Here is a 17,137-nt window from a genome sequence, read left to right on the forward strand (position 1 = left end):
AAGCCTTGGCGCGAACGGTGAGGTGGCTAGGCTGGCAGATGGGTAGGACCGCAACGAGGAACAGGCGCGAACACGGCGCTGTAAACGCATTCCGAGAGGACACTTTCAGTCGTGACCGACACCGACAAGGCCGACATCGTCACCGCACACCCCGACTGGTGGTCCGACCTCGACACGAAGGCGGTCGACGCCGCGCGGCTGCTGGCCGCCGACGCGGTCCAGAAGGCGGGCGACGGTCACCCCGGCACCGCGATGAGCCTGGCACCGCTGGCCTACCTGCTCTACCAGCGCGTGATGCGGCTGGACCCCACCGACCCGAAGTGGGTGGGACGGGACCGCTTCATCCTGAGCAACGGTCACGCCTCGCTCACCCAGTACACGCAGCTCTTCCTCGCCGGCTACGGCCTCGAGCTCGAGGACCTGAAGTCGCTGCGCATGTGGGAGTCCCGCACCCCCGGCCACCCCGAGTACCAGCACACGGCCGGCGTCGAGATCACCACCGGTCCGCTCGGTCAGGGCATCGCCAACGGTGTCGGCATGGCCATGGCGGCCCGGCGCGAGCGGGGCCTCTACGACCCGGACGCCGCGCCCGGCGAGTCGCCCTTCGACCACTACATCTACGTCATCACCGGCGACGGCTGCATGCAGGAGGGCGTCTCGGCCGAGGCGTCGTCGCTGGCCGGCCACCAGCAGCTGGGCAACCTCATCGTCTTCTACGACGACAACCACATCTCCATCGAGGACGACACCGCGGTCGCCTTCAGCGAGGACGTCGCCAAGCGCTACGAGGCCTACGGCTGGCACGTCCAGTACGTCGACTCGGGCGAGGACGTCGCCGCCCTGGAGGCAGCCGTCGAGGCGGCCAAGGCCGAGACCGACCGGCCGTCCTTCATCGTGGTCCGCACCATCATCGGCTGGCCCGCCCCCACGCTGCAGAACACCGGCAAGGCCCACGGCTCGGCGCTCGGCACCGAGGAGATCGGCAAGACCAAGGAGATCCTGGGCTTCCCGAAGGACGAGACCTTCTTCCTCCCCGAGGGCGTCCTCGAGCACGCCCGCGGCGTCATCGACCGCAGCCGCGAGGCCCACGCCGCCTGGCAGGAGAAGTTCGACGCCTGGGCGAAGGAGAACCCGGCCAACGCCGAGCTCTACGAGCGGATGGCGCGGCGCGAGCTCCCCTCCGGCTGGCGCGACGCGCTCGTCGAGTTCCCGGCAGAGAAGGACGGCAAGCCGAACTCCATCTCCACTCGCAAGGCCGCCGGGCAGGTCGTCAGCGGCCTGGCCGACGCGCTGCCGGAGCTGTGGGGCGGCTCGGCCGACCTCGCCGGCAGCAACAACAGCGACATGGACGGCGAGCCCAGCTTCCTGCCCGCGGCCCACCAGACCAAGATGTGGCAGGGCGGCCCCTACGGTCGCAACCTGCACTTCGGCATCCGCGAGCACGCGATGGGCGCGATCGTCAACGGCATCGCCGTCCACGGCAACACCCGCCCCTACGGCGCGACGTTCCTGGTCTTCAGCGACTACATGCGCCCGCCGGTGCGGCTGGCCGCGCTGATGAACCTGCCGTCCATCTTCTGGTGGACCCACGACTCCATCGGCGTCGGCGGCGACGGACCCACGCACCAGCCGGTCGAGCAGATCGCCTCGCTGCGGGCCATCCCGAACTTCGACGTGATCCGGCCGGCCGATGCCAACGAGACCGCGGCCTGCTGGCGCCGGATGCTGGAGACCTGGGACCACCCGGCGGGCATCGTGCTCTCCCGGCAGAACCTGCCGGTGCTGCCGGCCGAGGACGTCGTCCACGCCAATCGTGGCGGTTACATCCTGGCCGAGGCCGGCTCCGGACGGGCCGAGGTCATCCTCATCGCCACCGGCTCGGAGGTCGCGCTCGCGCTGGAGGCGCGCAAGGCCCTGGAGGCCGAGGGCACCCCCACCCGCGTGGTATCGATGCCGTGTGTCGAGTGGTTCGAGGCCGAGCCCGCGTCGTACCGGCAGGAGGTCCTGCCCCCCGAGATCAAGGCCCGCGTGAGCATCGAGGCCGGCGTGAAGCAGGGTTGGCGGGAGTTCGTCGGCGACGCCGGCGAGATCATCTCCGTCGACCGGTTCGGCGCCAGCGCGCCCGGTGACGTCGTCTACGAGCAGTACGGCTTCACCGTCGACCGCGTCGTCGCGGCGGCGCACTCGGCGCAGCAGCACGCGAGCTCCTGACACCCCCACAGCGAAGGAGAACGGCATCATGACTGACGCACTCAAGGACCTCGCCGAGCAGGACGTCTCGGTCTGGCTCGACGACATCAGCCGCGAGCGGCTGCGCTCGGGCAACCTGCAGGACCTGCTGGACACCAAGCACGTCGTCGGTGTCACGAGCAACCCGACGATCTTCCAGAAGGCGTTGGAGAAGGGTGACGCCTACGACGAGCAGTCGCACGACCTGTCGCTGCGCAAGACCGACGTCGACGAGGCGGTGCGGTACCTGATGGCCTACGACATCCGGTGGGCCTGCGACGTGCTCCGCCCGATCTACGACAGCACCGACGGCAAGGACGGCCGCGTCTCGATCGAGGTCGACCCCCGCCTGGCCCACGACACCGAGCGCACCACCGCCGAGGCCAAGGCGCTGTGGTGGCTGGTGGACCGCCCGAACGTCATGATCAAGATCCCGGCCACCCTGGAGGGGCTGCCGTCCATCACGGCCGCGACGGCGGCGGGCATCTCGGTCAACGTCACGCTGATCTTCGGCCTGGACCGCTACGACATGGTCATGGACGCCTACCTCGACGGCCTCGAGCAGGCCAAGGCGGCGGGCATCGACCTGTCGACCATCCGGTCGGTGGCCTCGTTCTTCGTCTCGCGGGTCGACACCGAGATCGACAAGCGGCTGGATAAGCTCGGCTCGGAGGAGGCCAAGGCGCTGCGGGGCAAGGCCGCCGTCGCCAACGCCCGGCTGGCCTACGAGCGGTACGAGAAGGTCATCGCCTCCGACCGCTGGCAGGCGCTGGAGTCGGCCGGCGCGCACCCGCAGCGTCCGCTCTGGGCCTCGACCGGCGTCAAGGACCCGGCGTACGACGACACCCTCTACGTCGTGGACCTGGTGGCGCCGAACACCGTGAACACCATGCCCGAGGCCACCCTGGACGCCGTCGCCGATCACGGCGAGGTCCGTGGCAACACGATCGCCGGCACCTACGACGAGGCCCGCAAGGTCATCGACGACCTCAACGCGCTCGGCATCGAGTACGACGAGGTCATCGAGGTGCTGGAGAACGAGGGCGTGCAGAAGTTCGAGGACTCGTACAAGCAGCTGGCCGAGAGCGTCAAGGGTCAGCTGGAGAACCAGGCGAAGTGACCGAGACGTCGAGCGAGACCGGCGTGACCGACGGGTCGACCGAGCCCGCCGACACGGCCGGCAGCGACACCGACGCGCCGCCGGCCGAGTCGGCGCCGGCGGCGGACTCCGGTCCGCCGCCGCCGGCCGAGCTGCCCACGCCCGAGACCGACGGCAGCGGCGGCGTCGACGTGATGGGTGGCGAGCCCGACACGGGAAACCCACTGCGCGATCCCGCTGATCGCCGGCTTCCCCGCGTGCCGGCACCCTGCGCGCTCGTCGTCTTCGGCATCGGCGGCGACCTGTCGCGCAAGAAGCTCATCCCCGCCGTCTACGACCTCGCCAACCGGGGCCTGCTGCCCACCGACTTCGTCCTCGTCGGGTTCTCCCGGACGGACTGGCCCGGCGGCGGCAGCTTCGAGGCGTTGGCACGCAAGAGCGCCAAGGACGGCGCCCGGACCGCCTGGAACGAGGAGGTCTGGAAGCGGCTGGCGCACAACACCCGGTTCATCGAGGGCTCGTTCGACGACGACGCGGCCTTCGACACGCTGGCGGAGACGGTCTCGTCGCTGACGAAGTCGCACGGCATCCAGGGCAACGCTGCCTTCTACCTGTCGATCCCGCCGAAGCTCTTCCCGGACGTGCTGACGCAGATGGAGCGGACGGGGCTCTCCGACGCCGCGAGCGCCGGCGGCTTCCGCCGGGTCGTGGTGGAGAAGCCCTTCGGCCACGACCTGCCGAGCGCACTGGAGCTCAACCAGCTCGTCGACCGCGTCTTCCCGGCCCGCGACGTCTACCGGATCGACCACTACCTGGGCAAGGAGACGGTCCAGAACCTGCTTGCACTGCGCTTCGCCAATCAGCTCTTCGAGCCGGTGTGGAACGGCAATTTCGTCGACTCGGTGCAGATCACCATGGCCGAGGACGTCGGCATCGGCGGCCGCGCGGCTTTCTATCAGGCCACCGGCGCCGCACGCGACGTGCTGCAGAACCACCTGCTGCAGCTGCTGGCGCTCACCGCGATGGAGGAGCCCGTCGAGTTCTCCGCCGAGGCGGTGCGGATCGAGAAGATCAAGGCGCTGCGCGCGGTCTCCATCCCGGAGAACCTCGCCGACTACGCCATCCGCGGCCAGTACGAGCAGGGTTGGCTGGCCGGGGAGCGAGCCGTCGCCTTCACCGCCGAGGACGGCATCCCCGAAGACTCGACGACCGAGACCTTCGCCGCCGTCCGGCTCGGAGTCGAGACACGACGCTGGGCCGGCGTGCCGTTCTACCTGCGCACCGGCAAGCGGCTGCCCAAGCGGGTCACCGAGATCGCGGTGCTCTTCAAGAAGGCGCCGCACCTGCCCTTCAGCCGCACCGACACGCAGGAGCTCGGCCACAACCAGCTCGTCATCCGGGTGCAGCCCGACGAGGGCGTGACGTTGAAGTTCGGCTCCAAGGTGCCGGGCAGTGCGATGGAGGTCCGGGACGTCGCCATGGACTTCCTCTACGGCGAAGCCTTCACCGAGTCCTCCCCGGAGGCCTACGAACGGCTCATCCTCGACGTCCTGGTCGGCGATGCCACCCTCTTCCCCCGCAGCGAGGAGGTCGAGGCCTCCTGGCGCGTCATTGATCCGCTGGAGAGCTACTGGGCCGGGACGACGCCGCACCCCTACCGCGCCGGCGAGTGGGGACCGAAGGCGGCAGACGAGATGCTGGCCCGTGACGGCCGGCAGTGGCGGAGGCCGTAATGACCACTCTCTGGGACACCACCGGTACCGCGGTGGTCAAGGCGTTGGCGGCCGAGCGGCGCACCGGCGGCGCGGTCACCTCCGGCATGGCCCTGACACTCGTGGTCGTCACCGACCACAAGGACGTGGACGAGGCCGAGGAAGCCGCGGCGCTGGCGTCGTCCATGCACCCGATGCGGATGCTCATGGTGATTCGGCAGCAGATCGACGCACCGGTCCCCCGGCTGGACGCGGAGGTGACGATCGGCGGCCGGCTGGGGCCGGGCGAGGCGGTCGTGCTGCGCATGTACGGCCGCCTCGCGCTGCACGCCGAGTCGGTGACGCTGCCGTTGCTCGCCCCCGACGCCCCGGTGGTGACCTGGTGGTACGGCGACCCGCCGCACAAGATCGCCTACGACCCGCTCGGCGTCTTCGCCGAGCGGCGTATCACCGACGTGCTGCGGGCCAAGGATCCCAACGAGGCGCTGCACCAGCGGGCCGTGGACTTCGCCCCCGGTGACACGGACCTGGCCTGGACTCGGCTGACACCGTGGCGCGCCGCGCTGGCTTCGGCCTTCGACGGCGCCCGGCGTCACAAGCCGGTGGCGGCCCGCGTGCTCGGCGGCAGCAACGAGCCGTCGGCCCGGCTGCTCGCCGGCTGGCTCTCGGCCCGGCTCGGGCTCGAGGCGGTGGTCCAGGGCACCGACGACGAGCCGGTGAGTGGCGTCGAGATCGACTTCGACAACGGCAAGACCACGCGCGCCACCCTCGAGGGCGGCAGTCTCGTGCTGCGCCGCGAGGGGCAGCAGGATTCGTTCCAGCCCTTCGGCGAGCGACCGCTGGGTGAGCTGCTGGCCGAGGAGCTGCGGCGTCTGGATGCCGACCACGTCTACGCCGAGGCGCTCAGCGAGGTCACCGGCGTCGCCGGGCTCGAAGAGCGCTCCTCGGTGCGTCAGCACATCTGGTGGGATCCCGCCACCGGCAAGGAAGGCAAGCAGGAACCGGTGACCCAGTCATGAGCGCACCCGAGGTCGTCGTCCAGCCCAGCGCGGACGAGCTCGCCGCCAGCACCGCCGACCGGGCGAGCGCCACGCTCGCGGCTGCCATCACGGCTCGCGGCGAGGCCCATCTCGTCGTCACCGGCGGCAGCATCCTGGAGAAGGTGCTCGCCGAGCTGGCGCCCCGTGCCGAGGCGCTGGACTGGTCCCGCGTCCATGTCTGGTGGGGCGACGAGCGGTTCGTCGCGGCCGACTCCGACGACCGCAACGACCTGCCCGCCATGGCCAAGCTCTTCGACCTGGTCCCGATCGACCCGGCGAAGCTGCACCGGATGCCCGACTCCGACGAGTACGAGACGGCCGAGGCCGGCGCCGACGCCTACGAGGCGGCGCTCACTGCCGCCGGCGGCGGCTCCGTCCCGGCCTTCGACGTGATCCTGCTGGGCCTCGGCCCGGACGGGCACTGCGCCTCGCTCTTCCCCGGCCATCCCGGCACGACCGTGACCGGGCGGGCGGTGATCGGGGTCCACGACTCCCCCAAGCCGCCGCCGGACCGGCTCTCGCTGACCTTCGAGGGTCTCGACGCCGCCCGCGAGATCTGGCTCATCGCCTCCGGCGACGGCAAGGCCGAGGCAGTGGCCAAGGCCGTCGCCGGTGACGAGTCGTTGCCGTCGGCTCGCGTCCGCGGACGCGAACGCACCGTCTGGCTGCTGGACGAGGACGCCGCCTCGCGTCTCGAGGGCTGACGGGACCGGGGCTGGAGGGGCCCGGACGTCAGCGTCGGTCGACGATGGTCGTCGTCCGCCCGCCGTCGGTGAACTCGGTGGGTTCGGCGATCACCCGTCCCGAGTCGTCGGTCTGAGACCACCGCGTCGGGCGAGGATCACCGTAGGGCTGGCCGTCCACGGTGGCGTCACTGAAGACGACGGGTGTGAACCGCGGTGCGTTGCGCAGCTCGGCCGTGACGGTGGTGCCGTGGGTGACCAGGCCGGGTCCCGTGTAGCGGAGCTGCTGTCCGGTGCGGTGGGACGTGACGCTCACACTGGCCCCGCTGCTGCCGGTGCCCGAGGTGATGCCGATCGTGTCACCGGGTGCGACCGGGAAGCTGCCGGCTCCGCTGTCGCGGTAGTCGACACGGATGCTGGCGGTGTAGGTCGGCGTCGTGCCGGTGCAGGTCACGGTGATGCGGCCGTGGGCGGCGGCCGCCTGGTCGATCTTGCGTCCGCTGATGCCGTACTCGATACGCAGGGCGCTGCCGGAGGCGCCGCTGCAGCGGGCGGTCGGCACCGTGACGGTGGCGGCCGAGGACTTCTGGCTGGTCTCGGCGTACTCACGGAACCACGAGGCGTGGAAACCCCCGGTGTAATCGGCAGCCGTCGCGGGCGGAGCGGTGGCCAGCACGGCGGCGGAGGCGGCCGTCACGGCGATCGGAGCCAGCAGGACAGTGGTGCGTCGTCGTCGCATCATGTCCGAAACATTCCCTTTGCGGCTGGGTGTCGGCTGGGGTGCAGATGGGCGGCACCTCGGACTGCGCCGGTGTCACCGCCGGTCGGCGGCCGCCTCGTCGGCACGGGGAACCGGCCGGGGCGACCGGGCGACGGGGGCGAGGACCGCAGTGACGGCGACGCCGGTGAGGACGATGGCGGCGACCGCGGCGGCACCGTGCAGATGGTCGGAGACCACGCCGGCGCCGAGCGCGGCGAGGGCGGCGCCGAGGCCGAAGGCGGTGACGATCCAGGCGTTGGCCTCGGTGAGCAGGTGCGGCGGGCAGACCCGCTGCACCGTGCTGAAGACCGCGGTGAGGACGACGGGCAGCGACAGCCCGGAGACGACGGCCGCCAGTGCCCACAGCGGAAGCGGCAGCGGGAGGGCGAGCGGCACGAAACCGGCGGCCAGCGCGAGCGCGGCGAGGGTGACGCTGCCGGTGAGCGGCGCGTGACGTGTGGCGCCGTAGAGCCCGCTACCCAGGGCGCCGGCGGCGTTCGCGGCGAGGACCCAGCCGGTGATGGCGGCGTTGCCGCGGTCGTCGGCGTACGCCGTCACCACCACGGCCAGGGCGCCGACCGGGACGCCGCAGCCGAAGGTCGTCACGACGATCCGGGCCAGCACCGCCTCGCGCAGCGGCGTGCCGCGGCCGTGCTCGTCGTGCCGGACCGGCCGCCATGACCGCGGTGCCCGCAGCGCGACGAAGGCGAGCGTGCCGGCGATCCCGAAGACCGCGCAGCCCAGGACTCCCCCGCCGGCACCGAAGACCGCGACGGCCCCGGCGGTGAGCAGTGGTCCGGCGACGTAGACGACCTCCTGGGCGCCGACGTCCAGGCTGAAGGCTGCCTGCAGCCGGGGTCCGTCGCCGACGACCCCCGGCCAGAGTGCCCGCAGGCAGGGCTCCAGCGGAGGCGTCGCCAGCCCCGCCACCAGCGCGGCCACCGCGGACGGCACGGGATGGTCGGCTCCGGTCATCGCCAGGACGACGAAGGCGAGCGTGCTCACCACCGCCGCGGCGAGAAGCACGAGCGGCTGGCCGCGTCGGTCGACGACCCGGGCGAGCAACGGCTGTCCGACCGCCGTCCCCGCGGTCAGCAGCGCGGCCAGCAGGCCGGCGAGGGTGTAGCTGCCACCCTGACCCCGCACCAGCAACAGCACGGCCAGCGCCGCCATCGCGCCGGGGAGCCGGCCGACGAGCGCATAGCCGAGCAGCCGAGGGACTTCGGCGGTGGCGAGGACAGCGCGCAACTGCGCCATGGACGAGCTCCTGACGACGAGGTGACGAGGACGGCTCGTCAGGCGTCAGGGAGCGAGGTCACCGCGCTCGGGGTCACTGCCGTAGAGCGGCAGTTCGATCGACGGTGACAACATCACGAGGGGCGCGGGACTACTCGCCGCGCCGGGCCCGCAGGCGGGCCAGTGCCTCTTCCAGGATCGCGGCGCCGTCCTCGTCGGAGCGACGCTCCTTCACGTACGCCAGGTGCGTCTTGTACGGCTCGTTGCGGGGCGCGTTCGGCGGCGCCTCTGACTGCCGGCCGGCCGGGAAGCCGCAGCGGGGGCAGTCCCACGTGTCGGGCAGCGGGGCGTCCATCGCGAAGGCGGGACGGGTTTCGTGACCGTTGGCGCAGAAGAACGAGACGATCTGACGCGGTGCGGACTCGCCCCGCTCGTTCTCGCCCATCGGCCCCGCGCCGACCCGGCTGCCCCGAATCGCACTGCCACCAGCCACGTACGTGTCCCTTCTGAAACAGGTCTTGCGTCGAGATACGGCCGGCGGCCGGCTATCCCTGGTTCTTGTAGAGCAGGCAGAGGCCGATGATCGAGATGGACCACACGGCACCGGCGACGATGGTGAGGCGATCGAGGTTGCGCTCCACCACCGACGACCCGGAGAGGCTGGAGTTGAAGGAACCGCCGAGCATGGACGACAGGCCGCCGCCCTTGCCGCGGTGCAGCAGCACCAGCACGATGAGCAGCAGGCTCGCCAAGATCATGACGATGGACAGGCCCAGAATCATTTGCTCGATAACCTCACGGGACGACGAACGGCTTGGTAGAGGTTAGCTGACGTTCCGCGCTCACACCGCAGCCGGCTGCCCCGCCGCGATGCAGATCTTGGCGAACTCGTCGGCGTCGAGGCTCGCGCCGCCGACGAGGGCACCGTCGATGTCGGGCTTGGCGAGGATGTCGGCCGCATTGCCGGCCTTCACCGAGCCGCCGTAGAGGATGCGCACCTTCTCGGCGAGCTCGGGGGTGTAGAGCGCGCCCAGTTCCAGGCGCAGCGCCTGGCAAACCTCCTGGGCGTCCTCGGGCGTGGCGACCTTGCCGGTGCCGATGGCCCACACCGGTTCGTAGGCGATCACCACCGATTCGGCGTCCTCGGCCTTGATCCCCGCGAGCCCGGCCTTCAGCTGGTCGCTGGTGTGCGCGATGTGGCCCTCGGCCTCACGGACCTCCAGCGTCTCGCCCACGCAGAGGATCGGGGTGAGCCCGTGGCGATAGGCGGCGACGACCTTGCTGTTGACGACCTCGTCGGTCTCGGCGTGGTATTCGCGCCGCTCGCTGTGCCCCACCACGACGAAGGTGCAGCCGAGCTTGGCCAGCATCGGACCACCGATGTCGCCGGTGTAGGCACCGGAGTCGTACGGCGAGAGGTCCTGCGCCCCGAAGGTGATCGGCACCTGGTCGCCGTCGATCAGCGTCTGCACGCTGCGCAGATCGGTGAACGGCGGGATCACCGCGATCTGGGCATCGGCCATCTGCTTGTCGTTGAGGCTGAAGACCAGTTTCTGGACGAGCGCGATCGCCTCGAGATGGTTGCAGTTCATCTTCCAGTTGCCGGCGATCAGCGGCAGACGCCCCTTGCGGGGTGGCAGCGGGTCGTTCTTGGCCATGCTCAGCGCCCCTCGAGCACGGTGACGCCGGGCAGTTCCTTGCCCTCCAGGAACTCCAGCGACGCGCCACCGCCGGTCGAGATGTGGCCGAAGGACTGCTCGTCGATGCCCAGGGCCCGGACTGCGGCGGCGGAGTCCCCGCCACCGACGACCGACAAACCCGGCGTCGCGGCAACGGCCTCGGCGACACCCTTCGTCCCGGCCGCGAACGGCGCCAGCTCGAAGACCCCCATCGGACCGTTCCAGAACACCGTCTGCGCGCCGTCGAGGCGGGCGGCAAACTCGCGGACCGATTCGGGCCCGATGTCCAGGCCCTTCTGCCCGTCCGGGATGGCGTCGGCGGCGACCACCTGCGTGGCGGCGTCAGCCGAGAACTCGGCCGAGACCACGACATCGGACGGCAGGACAATCTTCTCCCCCGCTTCGGCCAGGAAGCGGCGGCAGTTGTCGACCTGGTCGGCCTCCAGCAGCGAGTCACCCACCGAGTGACCCTGAGCGGCGAGGAAGGTGAAGCACATCCCGCCGCCCACCAGCAGGGTGTCAACCTTGGGCAGCAGCGACTCGATGACGGCGAGCTTGTCACTCACCTTGGAGCCGCCCAGCACGACCGCATAGGGGCGGGCGGCGTCGGTGGTCAGCCGGCGCAGTACGACCAGCTCGTCACGGACGAGGTCCCCGCAGTAGTGCGGCAGCAGGGTGGCGACGTCGTAGACCGAAGCGTGCTTGCGGTGGACGGCGCCGAAGGCGTCGTCGACGTAGGCACCGCCGTCTTCCTCGCCGCCGGTCAGCTGCGCGAGCTGCCGGGCGAAGTCGAGGCGCTCGGCGTCGTCCTTGCTGGTCTCGCCGGCATTGAAGCGGACATTCTCCAGCAGCAGCAGCTGACCGTCCGCGAGACCGTCGGCCAGCAGCCGGGCGCTCTCACCGACGGTGTCGGTGGCGAACTCGACCGGCCGCCCGAGCAGCTGCGCGAGCCGGTCGGCCACCGGCCGCAGCGAGTACTTCTCGTCCGGCGACCCCTTCGGCCGGCCGAGGTGCGCGGTGACGATCACCCTGGCGCCGTGATCCAGCAGCTTGGTCAGGACCGGCAGCGACGCCCGGATACGGCCGTCGTCGGTGACCTCGCCGTCCTTGAGCGGGACGTTCAGGTCAGAGCGGACCAGCACCCGGCGGCCGGCGACACCGACCGAGATCAGGTCGTCGAGCGTGCGCACGTCAGAGCGAGGAGCCGACGAGCGCGGTCAGGTCGACCAGCCGGTTGGAGTAACCCCACTCGTTGTCGTACCAACCCACGACCTTGACCTGATCGCCGATGACCTTGGTCAGCCCGGCGTCGAAGATGCAGGAGGCGGGATCGGTGACGATGTCGCTGCTGACGATCGGGGCCTCGGTGTAGCTCAGGTAGCCCTTGAGCGGCCCCTCCGCGGCGGCCTTGTAGGCGGCCTTGATGTCGTCGACGCCGGCCTCCTTGGCCAGGGTGACGGTGAGGTCGGTGGCCGAGCCGGTCGGGATCGGTACCCGCAGCGCGTAGCCGTCCAGCTTGCCCTTCAGCTCGGGCAGGACCAGGCCGATCGCCTTCGCGGCGCCGGTGCTGGTGGGAACGATGTTCAGTGCCGCGGCGCGCGCACGGCGGAGGTCTTTGTGCGGGCCGTCCTGCAGGTTCTGGTCCTGGGTGTAGGCGTGGATGGTGGTCATGAGACCCCGCTCGATGCCCCAGTTGTCGTGCAGCACCTTGGCCAGCGGGCCGAGGCAGTTCGTGGTGCAGGAGGCGTTGCTGATTACGGTGTGCTTGGCCGGGTCGTAGTCGCCGTGGTTGACGCCCATGACGACGGTGACGTCCTCGTTGGAGGCCGGCGCGGAGATGATGACCTTCTTGGCGCCACCGTCGACGTGCACCTTGGCCTTCGTGGCGTCGGTGAAGATGCCGGTCGACTCGATGACGACGTCGGCGCCGATCTCACCCCAGGGCAGCTGTGCCGGGTCGCGGTGGGCGTAGCTCTTGAACGCCTTGCCGTCGACGGCGATCTCGTCCTCGCTGTGCGTGACCTCGCCGGGGAAGCGGCCGAGGATCGAGTCGTACTTCAGCAGGTGCGCCAGCGTCGCGTTGTCGGTGAGGTCGTTGACGCCCACGATCTCGATGTCCGCGCCGGACGCCGCGACGGCGCGGAAGAAGTTGCGGCCGATACGGCCGAAGCCGTTGATTCCCACACGTACGGTCACTGCGGAACTCCCGAGGAAAGAGACTGTCGCTGCCGAGGGCGACCCTATCGTCTGACTCCGACAGTCCGGCGGGGCGAGGTGAGGCGACCGGTACGGCTACCGGCCGGGGCCGGGTCGCGGCCGGGTGGGCCGCTCGGGTGCCTCCGGCTCGGGGTGGCCGGATCCCGGAGCACCCTGCGCGTCGTCGGTGCCCTTGTAGCCCTCGCCGAAACCCTTCGCCGTCTCCTTGGCGCGGTCGCGCAGCTGGCCGAAGATGCTGCCGGCGCGGGCGGCGGCCTTCTCGACCCGCGGCTCGGCCGTGGCGCGGGCGCGCTCGACAGCGGGACGCGCGGCGGCGACCGCGCGGTCGACCCGTTCGCGTGGACTCGGTCGTTTCGCGTCGGCCATGCCCCCAGGGTAGGACGCCCGGCCCCTTCCCGCCGCCGGAGCCGGAGGTCCGCTGCGGCGTTCACCTGCCGGTCCCCGGCCGCTGGCACAGTGGGCGCATGACGTGGACCAGCGCCGACGCGGCGTCCGGGCGCGGCCGGGAGCTGCGTGACGCCCTCCCCCACCCCGAGCACGCCGCCTTCACCCCGCCGGCCGACCGGTTGTCGGTGATCGACTTCCTCGCCCACCGCAACGAGGGACGCGCTCCTGCGCTGGTCCCGCTGGGGCACGGCCGGATGAGTCGCGACGCCTTCGCCTTCTTCCGGGGCAGCGCCGGGTTGATGGCCCGCGACCTGGCCGGCGCGCCCGTCACCGGCGTCCACGCCCAGCTCTGCGGTGACGCCCACGCCGCGAACTTCGGCCTCTACGGCACCGACGACGGTCGCATCGTCATCGACGTCAACGACTTCGACGAGACCGCGGTGGGGCCCTGGGAGTGGGATCTGAAGCGGCTGGCGACCAGCCTGGTCCTGGCCGGACGGACCGGCACGCGGGTCGGCGACGATGCCGCCCGCAAGGCCGCCCGCCACGCCGCCAAGGCCTACCGCAAGGCGTGCCGGCATCTGGCCGAACTCGGTTTCCTGGAATCCTGGACGGCCCTGGGTGACGAGTCGGCCATCGAGCGGGCCAACGCCGACGAGCTCTTCGACGACTTCGAGCAGGCCGCCGCCAAGGCGGTGCGCAACACCAGCGAGAAGGTCGCCACCAAGGCGACCGCCCGCGACGCCGACGAGTGGCGTTTCGTCCCCGACCCACCGGTTCTCACCACCGTGGACGAGGCGACCGCCGCCGCGGTCGTCGCCGGGCTGCGCGACTACCCGCAGACCCTGCACGAGTCCCGTCGCACCCTCATCGCCCGCTACGAGCCACGCGATGTCGCGCGCCGCGTGGTCGGCACCGGCAGCGTCGGCATGCGCTCCTACGTCGTGCTGCTGCAGGGCAATGACGCCCCCGGCACCGACGAGGCGCTCGTGCTGCAGGTGAAGCAGGCCGGGGCGTCGGTGCTGGCACCCCACACCGGCACCGAGGTCGCTCACGACGGCGAGCGCATCGTCCGGGGCGCGCGCCTGGTGCAGAGTGTCACCGACCTCCTCTTCGGCTGGACCACCATCGACGGAGTGCCCTACATCGTCCGGCAGTTCCGCAACCGCAAGGGCTCCATCGACCCCACCGTGCTGACCGCCGACCACCTCGACGACTACGCCCGACTGGTGGGGTCGCTGCTGGCCCGCGCCCATTGCCGCACCGTGGACCCCCGCGTCCTGGCCGCCTACCTGGAGAAGGGCAAGCCCTTCGACCTGGCGATCGCCGACTTCGCCTTCGCCTACGCCGCGCAGGCCGAGCAGGACTACGCCGAGTTCCTCGCCGGCATCGACGCCGGGGCCATCCCGGTCGAGTACGAGGAGTAGCTCAGCCGGGCAGGTTCTCGGGCAGGTTGTCGCGGGCCCAGAGCGCGGCCGAGGTCCGGTCGCTGACGCCGATGCGACGGAAGACGTTGCCCAGGTGGACCTTCACCGTCCGCTCGGCGATCCCGAGTTCGCGACCGATCTGCTTGTTCGCCAACCCCCTGGCGGCCAGCCGCAGCACCTCGACCTCCCGCTCGCTGAGTCCGGCGGCGACCGGCGCCGTCGCAGCCTGGCCGGTGGGCAGCAGGGCACCGGCCACCCGGGGGTCGAGGGGTGCGTGCCCGGCGGCGGCGGCGCGGACCGCGGCGAGAAGCTCGTCCGGCGTGCAGTCCTTGAGGACGTAGCCGATGGCACCCGCCGCGACGGCCTGCCGCACCCGGGTCGCGTCGGCGAACGACGAGAGCACGACGACCCGGGCGCCGGGGTGCTGGTCGGCGACGAGCCGGGTGGTGGCGACGCCGTCCAGACCCGGCATGGAGAGATCCATGAGCACGACGTCGACCTCGGTATCGCCGAGCAGCTGCAGCGCCTCCTTACCGTCGGCCGCCTCGGCGACGACGGTGACGTCGGGGGCGGGGGCGAGAGCGGCCGCGATGCCGACCCGCACCAGCCGGTGGTCGTCCACCAGCGCCACCCTGATGGTCCCGCTCACGAGACCGACCCCGCAGGGATCCGGACCCGCCAGGCGGTGCCGGCTCCCGGCGCCGTCCGCAACGCCAGCTCGGCGCCGTGCTCGGCGGCGAGATCGGTCAGCAGGGCCAGCCCGAAGTGACCCGCCGGGCGGACGGCGGGGTCGAAGCCGACACCGTCGTCGACGACCTCCAGGACGACGTCGTCAGCCACGCGATCGAGGGTGACGACGAGGCTGCCGGCCCGCGCGTGGGCCGCGGCGTTGCGCAGCATCTCCTGAACCCCGCGAAAGATCATCTCCGTCTGGCCGGGATCGAGCAGCTCGCAGGCCTCGTCGGAGACGACGACCTCCACCGCGGTGGTCCCGTCCTGCCGCAGTCCCGCCACGAGGTCGGCGAGAGCGGCGCGCAGGCCGGCGTCGTGGAGGTTCGGTGGATAGAGGTCGACCAGCAGCGAGCGCATGCCCCCGATGCCCGCACGCACGGCGTCGCGGGCTGCCACCAGCCGTTCGGCCTGCTCGGTGGCGCCGCGGGCCTGCGCGTCCTGCGCCTCGACGCCGACGGCGAAGGAGGCGGCCACCAGCTCTTGCATCACACCGTCGTGCAGCGTGGCGGCGAGCCGGCGCCGCTCGTCGAGCGAGGCGTCGGCGCTGCGGCGCAGCGACTCCTCCCGCAGCCGCTGCGCCCGCCGGGTCCGGAGCACCAGCGCGGCGGCGAGCGGGACGAGCAGCAGCACCAGCAGACCGATGCTGCCCAGCGTGATGCCGACGAAGCCACGCCAGATCGCGTTCGCGCGGTCGGTGACCTGGTCGTAGCGGTAGTAGACCTCGAAGAGCAGTGGGCGCCCGGCGGGCGTGTAGACGGGCCGGTGCACCTCCAGCAGCGTCCCGCGGCCACGCTCGTAGCGGTTCTCCGGCTCGTCCAGGTCGCTGATCTCGGCGCTCACCTGCGGGTCGGTGAGGGCAGAGCGGGCGTCGGCGTCGAGGCCGAAGATGCGCCCGACGAGGCGGGGTTCGTCGGAGTAGAGGATGCGTCCCTGCGGCGTCCAGAGCTTGATCCGCACGACGGAGGCGGCGGGCAGGACGCGCTGCCGGACGACGGGGGCGAGGGTGGCGGCCGCGGCGGTGCTGATTCGGATGTCGCTGGCCGCCATCGTGTCGGTGAGCGCGGGTTGGACGGCGCTGTCGGCGAGCACGTTGGTCAGCTCGGCGGCGTCGCGGACCGCCTCACGCTCGGCGGCGCGGCGGCTGATCAGCGCTCCCGCGACGGCCACGGCGACGATCACCACCAGCGCGGCGGCGCCGACCAGCAGTAGGACGCTGCGCAGCCGGGGCAGTCGCTCCCGTCCGGTCGGTGGGCCGGCGGGACGGACGACGACCCACTGCGGTGCCGGGTCGGTCCCGGCCGCCGTCGGGGTCATCGCGTCGGTCACGATCAGTCGTCGCCGTGGTGGCCCGAGTCGTCGGAGCCCGAGTGATCGGAGTCCGAATGGTCGGAGTCCGAGTGGTCCGAACCCGAGTCGTCCGACCCGTGGCGACCGGAGCCGGAGCCGTCCGAACCGTGGCGACCGGAGCCGGAGCCGTCCGAACCGTGGCGACCGGAGCCGGAGCCGGACTCCTCGGAGCCGGAACGGTCGGAGACGTCGGCACCGTCACCGTGGCGGGAGTCGTCCCCGTCGCGACCGGAGCCCGAGCCACCGTGGTCGTCACCGGGCTCGGCCGACCGCGACCGGCTGCGGTCACCGCCGTGATCGTCACCCGGCTCGGCCGACCGCGACCGGCTGGGGCTCGGCGTGGTCGAGGTCGGCGACGGGCTCGGCGACGGAGCAGGCCGGCTGCCGCCGACGGAGGCGTGACCGTGATCGTCGAAGGAGACGACGTTGGCGTGTGAGGGCAGTCGCACCGGCACCCGCTCGCTGAAGGAGGGGGTCCCGGCGAGGGCCAGGACGGTGGGGACGGCGATGGCGACGGCGCCGAGGCCGACGGCGCCGGAGATCAGGTAACGGTTCATCGGGAGGTCACTCCTGCTCGGGAAGGGGGCGA

At 71.6% G+C, this 17,137-nt stretch carries 17 protein-coding genes; 6 read left to right on the forward strand and 11 right to left on the reverse strand.

Going from position 1 to position 17,137, the window contains the following annotated elements; all coding sequences use genetic code 11:
- Positions 1-111 precede the first annotated feature (111 nt).
- From tkt to pgl, 5 genes are all read left to right on the forward strand, one after another.
- Complete coding sequence (gene tkt / locus AC0NZQ_RS17820) at positions 112-2,211, forward strand: transketolase (protein WP_474531334.1); 2,100 nt, start codon at positions 112-114, stop codon at positions 2,209-2,211.
- A 28-nt stretch (positions 2,212-2,239) separates the two neighbouring features.
- Positions 2,240-3,349 (forward strand): transaldolase, encoded by a 1,110-nt coding sequence (gene tal / locus AC0NZQ_RS17825; protein WP_474531335.1) that lies wholly within the window; start codon positions 2,240-2,242, stop codon positions 3,347-3,349.
- Between the two features lie 173 nt (positions 3,350-3,522).
- A complete protein-coding gene (zwf, locus tag AC0NZQ_RS17830; RefSeq protein WP_474531447.1) occupies positions 3,523-5,061 on the forward strand; it encodes a glucose-6-phosphate dehydrogenase in 1,539 nt (512 codons plus the stop codon).
- Positions 5,061-6,059 carry a glucose-6-phosphate dehydrogenase assembly protein OpcA gene (locus AC0NZQ_RS17835; protein ID WP_474531336.1) on the forward strand — a complete coding sequence of 333 codons (999 nt, stop codon included), beginning with the start codon at positions 5,061-5,063 and terminating at the stop codon, positions 6,057-6,059. The genes zwf and AC0NZQ_RS17835 overlap by 1 nt, the downstream gene beginning before the upstream one ends.
- Positions 6,056-6,784, forward strand: coding sequence for a 6-phosphogluconolactonase (gene pgl, locus AC0NZQ_RS17840; RefSeq protein WP_474531337.1), 729 nt, complete (start codon positions 6,056-6,058; stop codon positions 6,782-6,784). Before AC0NZQ_RS17835 ends, pgl begins: the two co-directional genes overlap by 4 nt.
- A 28-nt stretch (positions 6,785-6,812) precedes the next feature.
- On the opposite strand, the gene AC0NZQ_RS17845 is transcribed toward pgl, so the two are convergent.
- The 8 genes from AC0NZQ_RS17845 to AC0NZQ_RS17880 form a co-directional block, all read right to left on the reverse strand.
- A complete protein-coding gene (locus AC0NZQ_RS17845; RefSeq protein WP_474531338.1) occupies positions 6,813-7,505 on the reverse strand; it encodes a hypothetical protein in 693 nt (230 codons plus the stop codon).
- Between the two features lie 72 nt (positions 7,506-7,577).
- Complete coding sequence (locus AC0NZQ_RS17850; RefSeq protein WP_474531339.1) at positions 7,578-8,780, reverse strand: MFS transporter; 1,203 nt, start codon at positions 8,778-8,780, stop codon at positions 7,578-7,580.
- A 130-nt stretch (positions 8,781-8,910) separates the two neighbouring features.
- Positions 8,911-9,252 carry an RNA polymerase-binding protein RbpA gene (locus AC0NZQ_RS17855; protein ID WP_474531340.1) on the reverse strand — a complete coding sequence of 114 codons (342 nt, stop codon included), beginning with the start codon at positions 9,250-9,252 and terminating at the stop codon, positions 8,911-8,913.
- Positions 9,253-9,304: 52 nt separating this feature from the next.
- The gene (secG, locus tag AC0NZQ_RS17860) at positions 9,305-9,541 is read right to left on the reverse strand and encodes a preprotein translocase subunit SecG (protein WP_474531341.1); all 237 of its coding nucleotides are present in this window, start codon (positions 9,539-9,541) and stop codon (positions 9,305-9,307) included.
- 60 nt (positions 9,542-9,601) lie between these two features.
- The gene (tpiA, locus tag AC0NZQ_RS17865) at positions 9,602-10,417 is read right to left on the reverse strand and encodes a triose-phosphate isomerase (RefSeq protein ID WP_474531342.1); all 816 of its coding nucleotides are present in this window, start codon (positions 10,415-10,417) and stop codon (positions 9,602-9,604) included.
- A 2-nt stretch (positions 10,418-10,419) separates the two neighbouring features.
- Positions 10,420-11,628 carry a phosphoglycerate kinase gene (locus AC0NZQ_RS17870; protein ID WP_474531343.1) on the reverse strand — a complete coding sequence of 403 codons (1,209 nt, stop codon included), beginning with the start codon at positions 11,626-11,628 and terminating at the stop codon, positions 10,420-10,422.
- Between the two features lies 1 nt (position 11,629).
- Positions 11,630-12,634, reverse strand: a complete 1,005-nt coding sequence (gene gap, locus AC0NZQ_RS17875) for a type I glyceraldehyde-3-phosphate dehydrogenase (RefSeq protein WP_474531344.1) — start codon at positions 12,632-12,634, stop codon at positions 11,630-11,632.
- Between the two features lie 96 nt (positions 12,635-12,730).
- Positions 12,731-13,021, reverse strand: a complete 291-nt coding sequence (locus AC0NZQ_RS17880; protein ID WP_474531345.1) for a hypothetical protein — start codon at positions 13,019-13,021, stop codon at positions 12,731-12,733.
- 98 nt (positions 13,022-13,119) lie between these two features.
- Between AC0NZQ_RS17880 and AC0NZQ_RS17885 the strand changes: the two genes are divergently transcribed.
- A complete protein-coding gene (locus AC0NZQ_RS17885) occupies positions 13,120-14,469 on the forward strand; it encodes a DUF2252 domain-containing protein (RefSeq protein ID WP_474531346.1) in 1,350 nt (449 codons plus the stop codon).
- Between the two features lies 1 nt (position 14,470).
- Here the strand turns inward: AC0NZQ_RS17885 and AC0NZQ_RS17890 are convergent, their stop codons facing one another.
- The 3 genes from AC0NZQ_RS17890 to AC0NZQ_RS17900 are packed head-to-tail and all read right to left on the reverse strand — an operon-like array spanning position 14,471 to position 17,105.
- A complete protein-coding gene (locus tag AC0NZQ_RS17890) occupies positions 14,471-15,118 on the reverse strand; it encodes a response regulator (protein WP_474531347.1) in 648 nt (215 codons plus the stop codon).
- Positions 15,115-16,527 carry a sensor histidine kinase gene (locus tag AC0NZQ_RS17895; protein ID WP_474531348.1) on the reverse strand — a complete coding sequence of 471 codons (1,413 nt, stop codon included), beginning with the start codon at positions 16,525-16,527 and terminating at the stop codon, positions 15,115-15,117. Before AC0NZQ_RS17895 ends, AC0NZQ_RS17890 begins: the two co-directional genes overlap by 4 nt.
- A gap of 2 nt (positions 16,528-16,529) precedes the next feature.
- On the reverse strand, positions 16,530-17,105 hold the full coding sequence (locus AC0NZQ_RS17900) for a hypothetical protein (RefSeq protein WP_474531349.1): 576 nt from the start codon (positions 17,103-17,105) through the stop codon (positions 16,530-16,532).
- Positions 17,106-17,137 lie beyond the last annotated feature (32 nt).

The sequence above is a fragment of the Jatrophihabitans sp. sgz311053 genome, from assembly GCF_056135305.1.

What these genes read in the sequence shown, in the direction of transcription:
- tal (WP_474531335.1), top strand. Translation starts at nt 2,240, where the DNA reads ATGACTGACGCACTCAAGGACCTCGCCGAGCAGGACGTCTCGGTCTGG.
- zwf (WP_474531447.1), top strand. Translation starts at nt 3,523, where the DNA reads ATGGGTGGCGAGCCCGACACGGGAAACCCACTGCGCGATCCCGCTGAT.
- AC0NZQ_RS17835 (WP_474531336.1), top strand. Translation starts at nt 5,061, where the DNA reads ATGACCACTCTCTGGGACACCACCGGTACCGCGGTGGTCAAGGCGTTG.
- pgl (WP_474531337.1), top strand. Translation starts at nt 6,056, where the DNA reads ATGAGCGCACCCGAGGTCGTCGTCCAGCCCAGCGCGGACGAGCTCGCC.
- AC0NZQ_RS17845 (WP_474531338.1), bottom strand. Translation starts at nt 7,505, where the DNA reads ATGATGCGACGACGACGCACCACTGTCCTGCTGGCTCCGATCGCCGTG.
- AC0NZQ_RS17850 (WP_474531339.1), bottom strand. Translation starts at nt 8,780, where the DNA reads ATGGCGCAGTTGCGCGCTGTCCTCGCCACCGCCGAAGTCCCTCGGCTG.
- secG (WP_474531341.1), bottom strand. Translation starts at nt 9,541, where the DNA reads ATGATTCTGGGCCTGTCCATCGTCATGATCTTGGCGAGCCTGCTGCTC.
- tpiA (WP_474531342.1), bottom strand. Translation starts at nt 10,417, where the DNA reads ATGGCCAAGAACGACCCGCTGCCACCCCGCAAGGGGCGTCTGCCGCTG.
- AC0NZQ_RS17880 (WP_474531345.1), bottom strand. Translation starts at nt 13,021, where the DNA reads ATGGCCGACGCGAAACGACCGAGTCCACGCGAACGGGTCGACCGCGCG.
- AC0NZQ_RS17885 (WP_474531346.1), top strand. Translation starts at nt 13,120, where the DNA reads ATGACGTGGACCAGCGCCGACGCGGCGTCCGGGCGCGGCCGGGAGCTG.
- AC0NZQ_RS17900 (WP_474531349.1), bottom strand. Translation starts at nt 17,105, where the DNA reads ATGAACCGTTACCTGATCTCCGGCGCCGTCGGCCTCGGCGCCGTCGCC.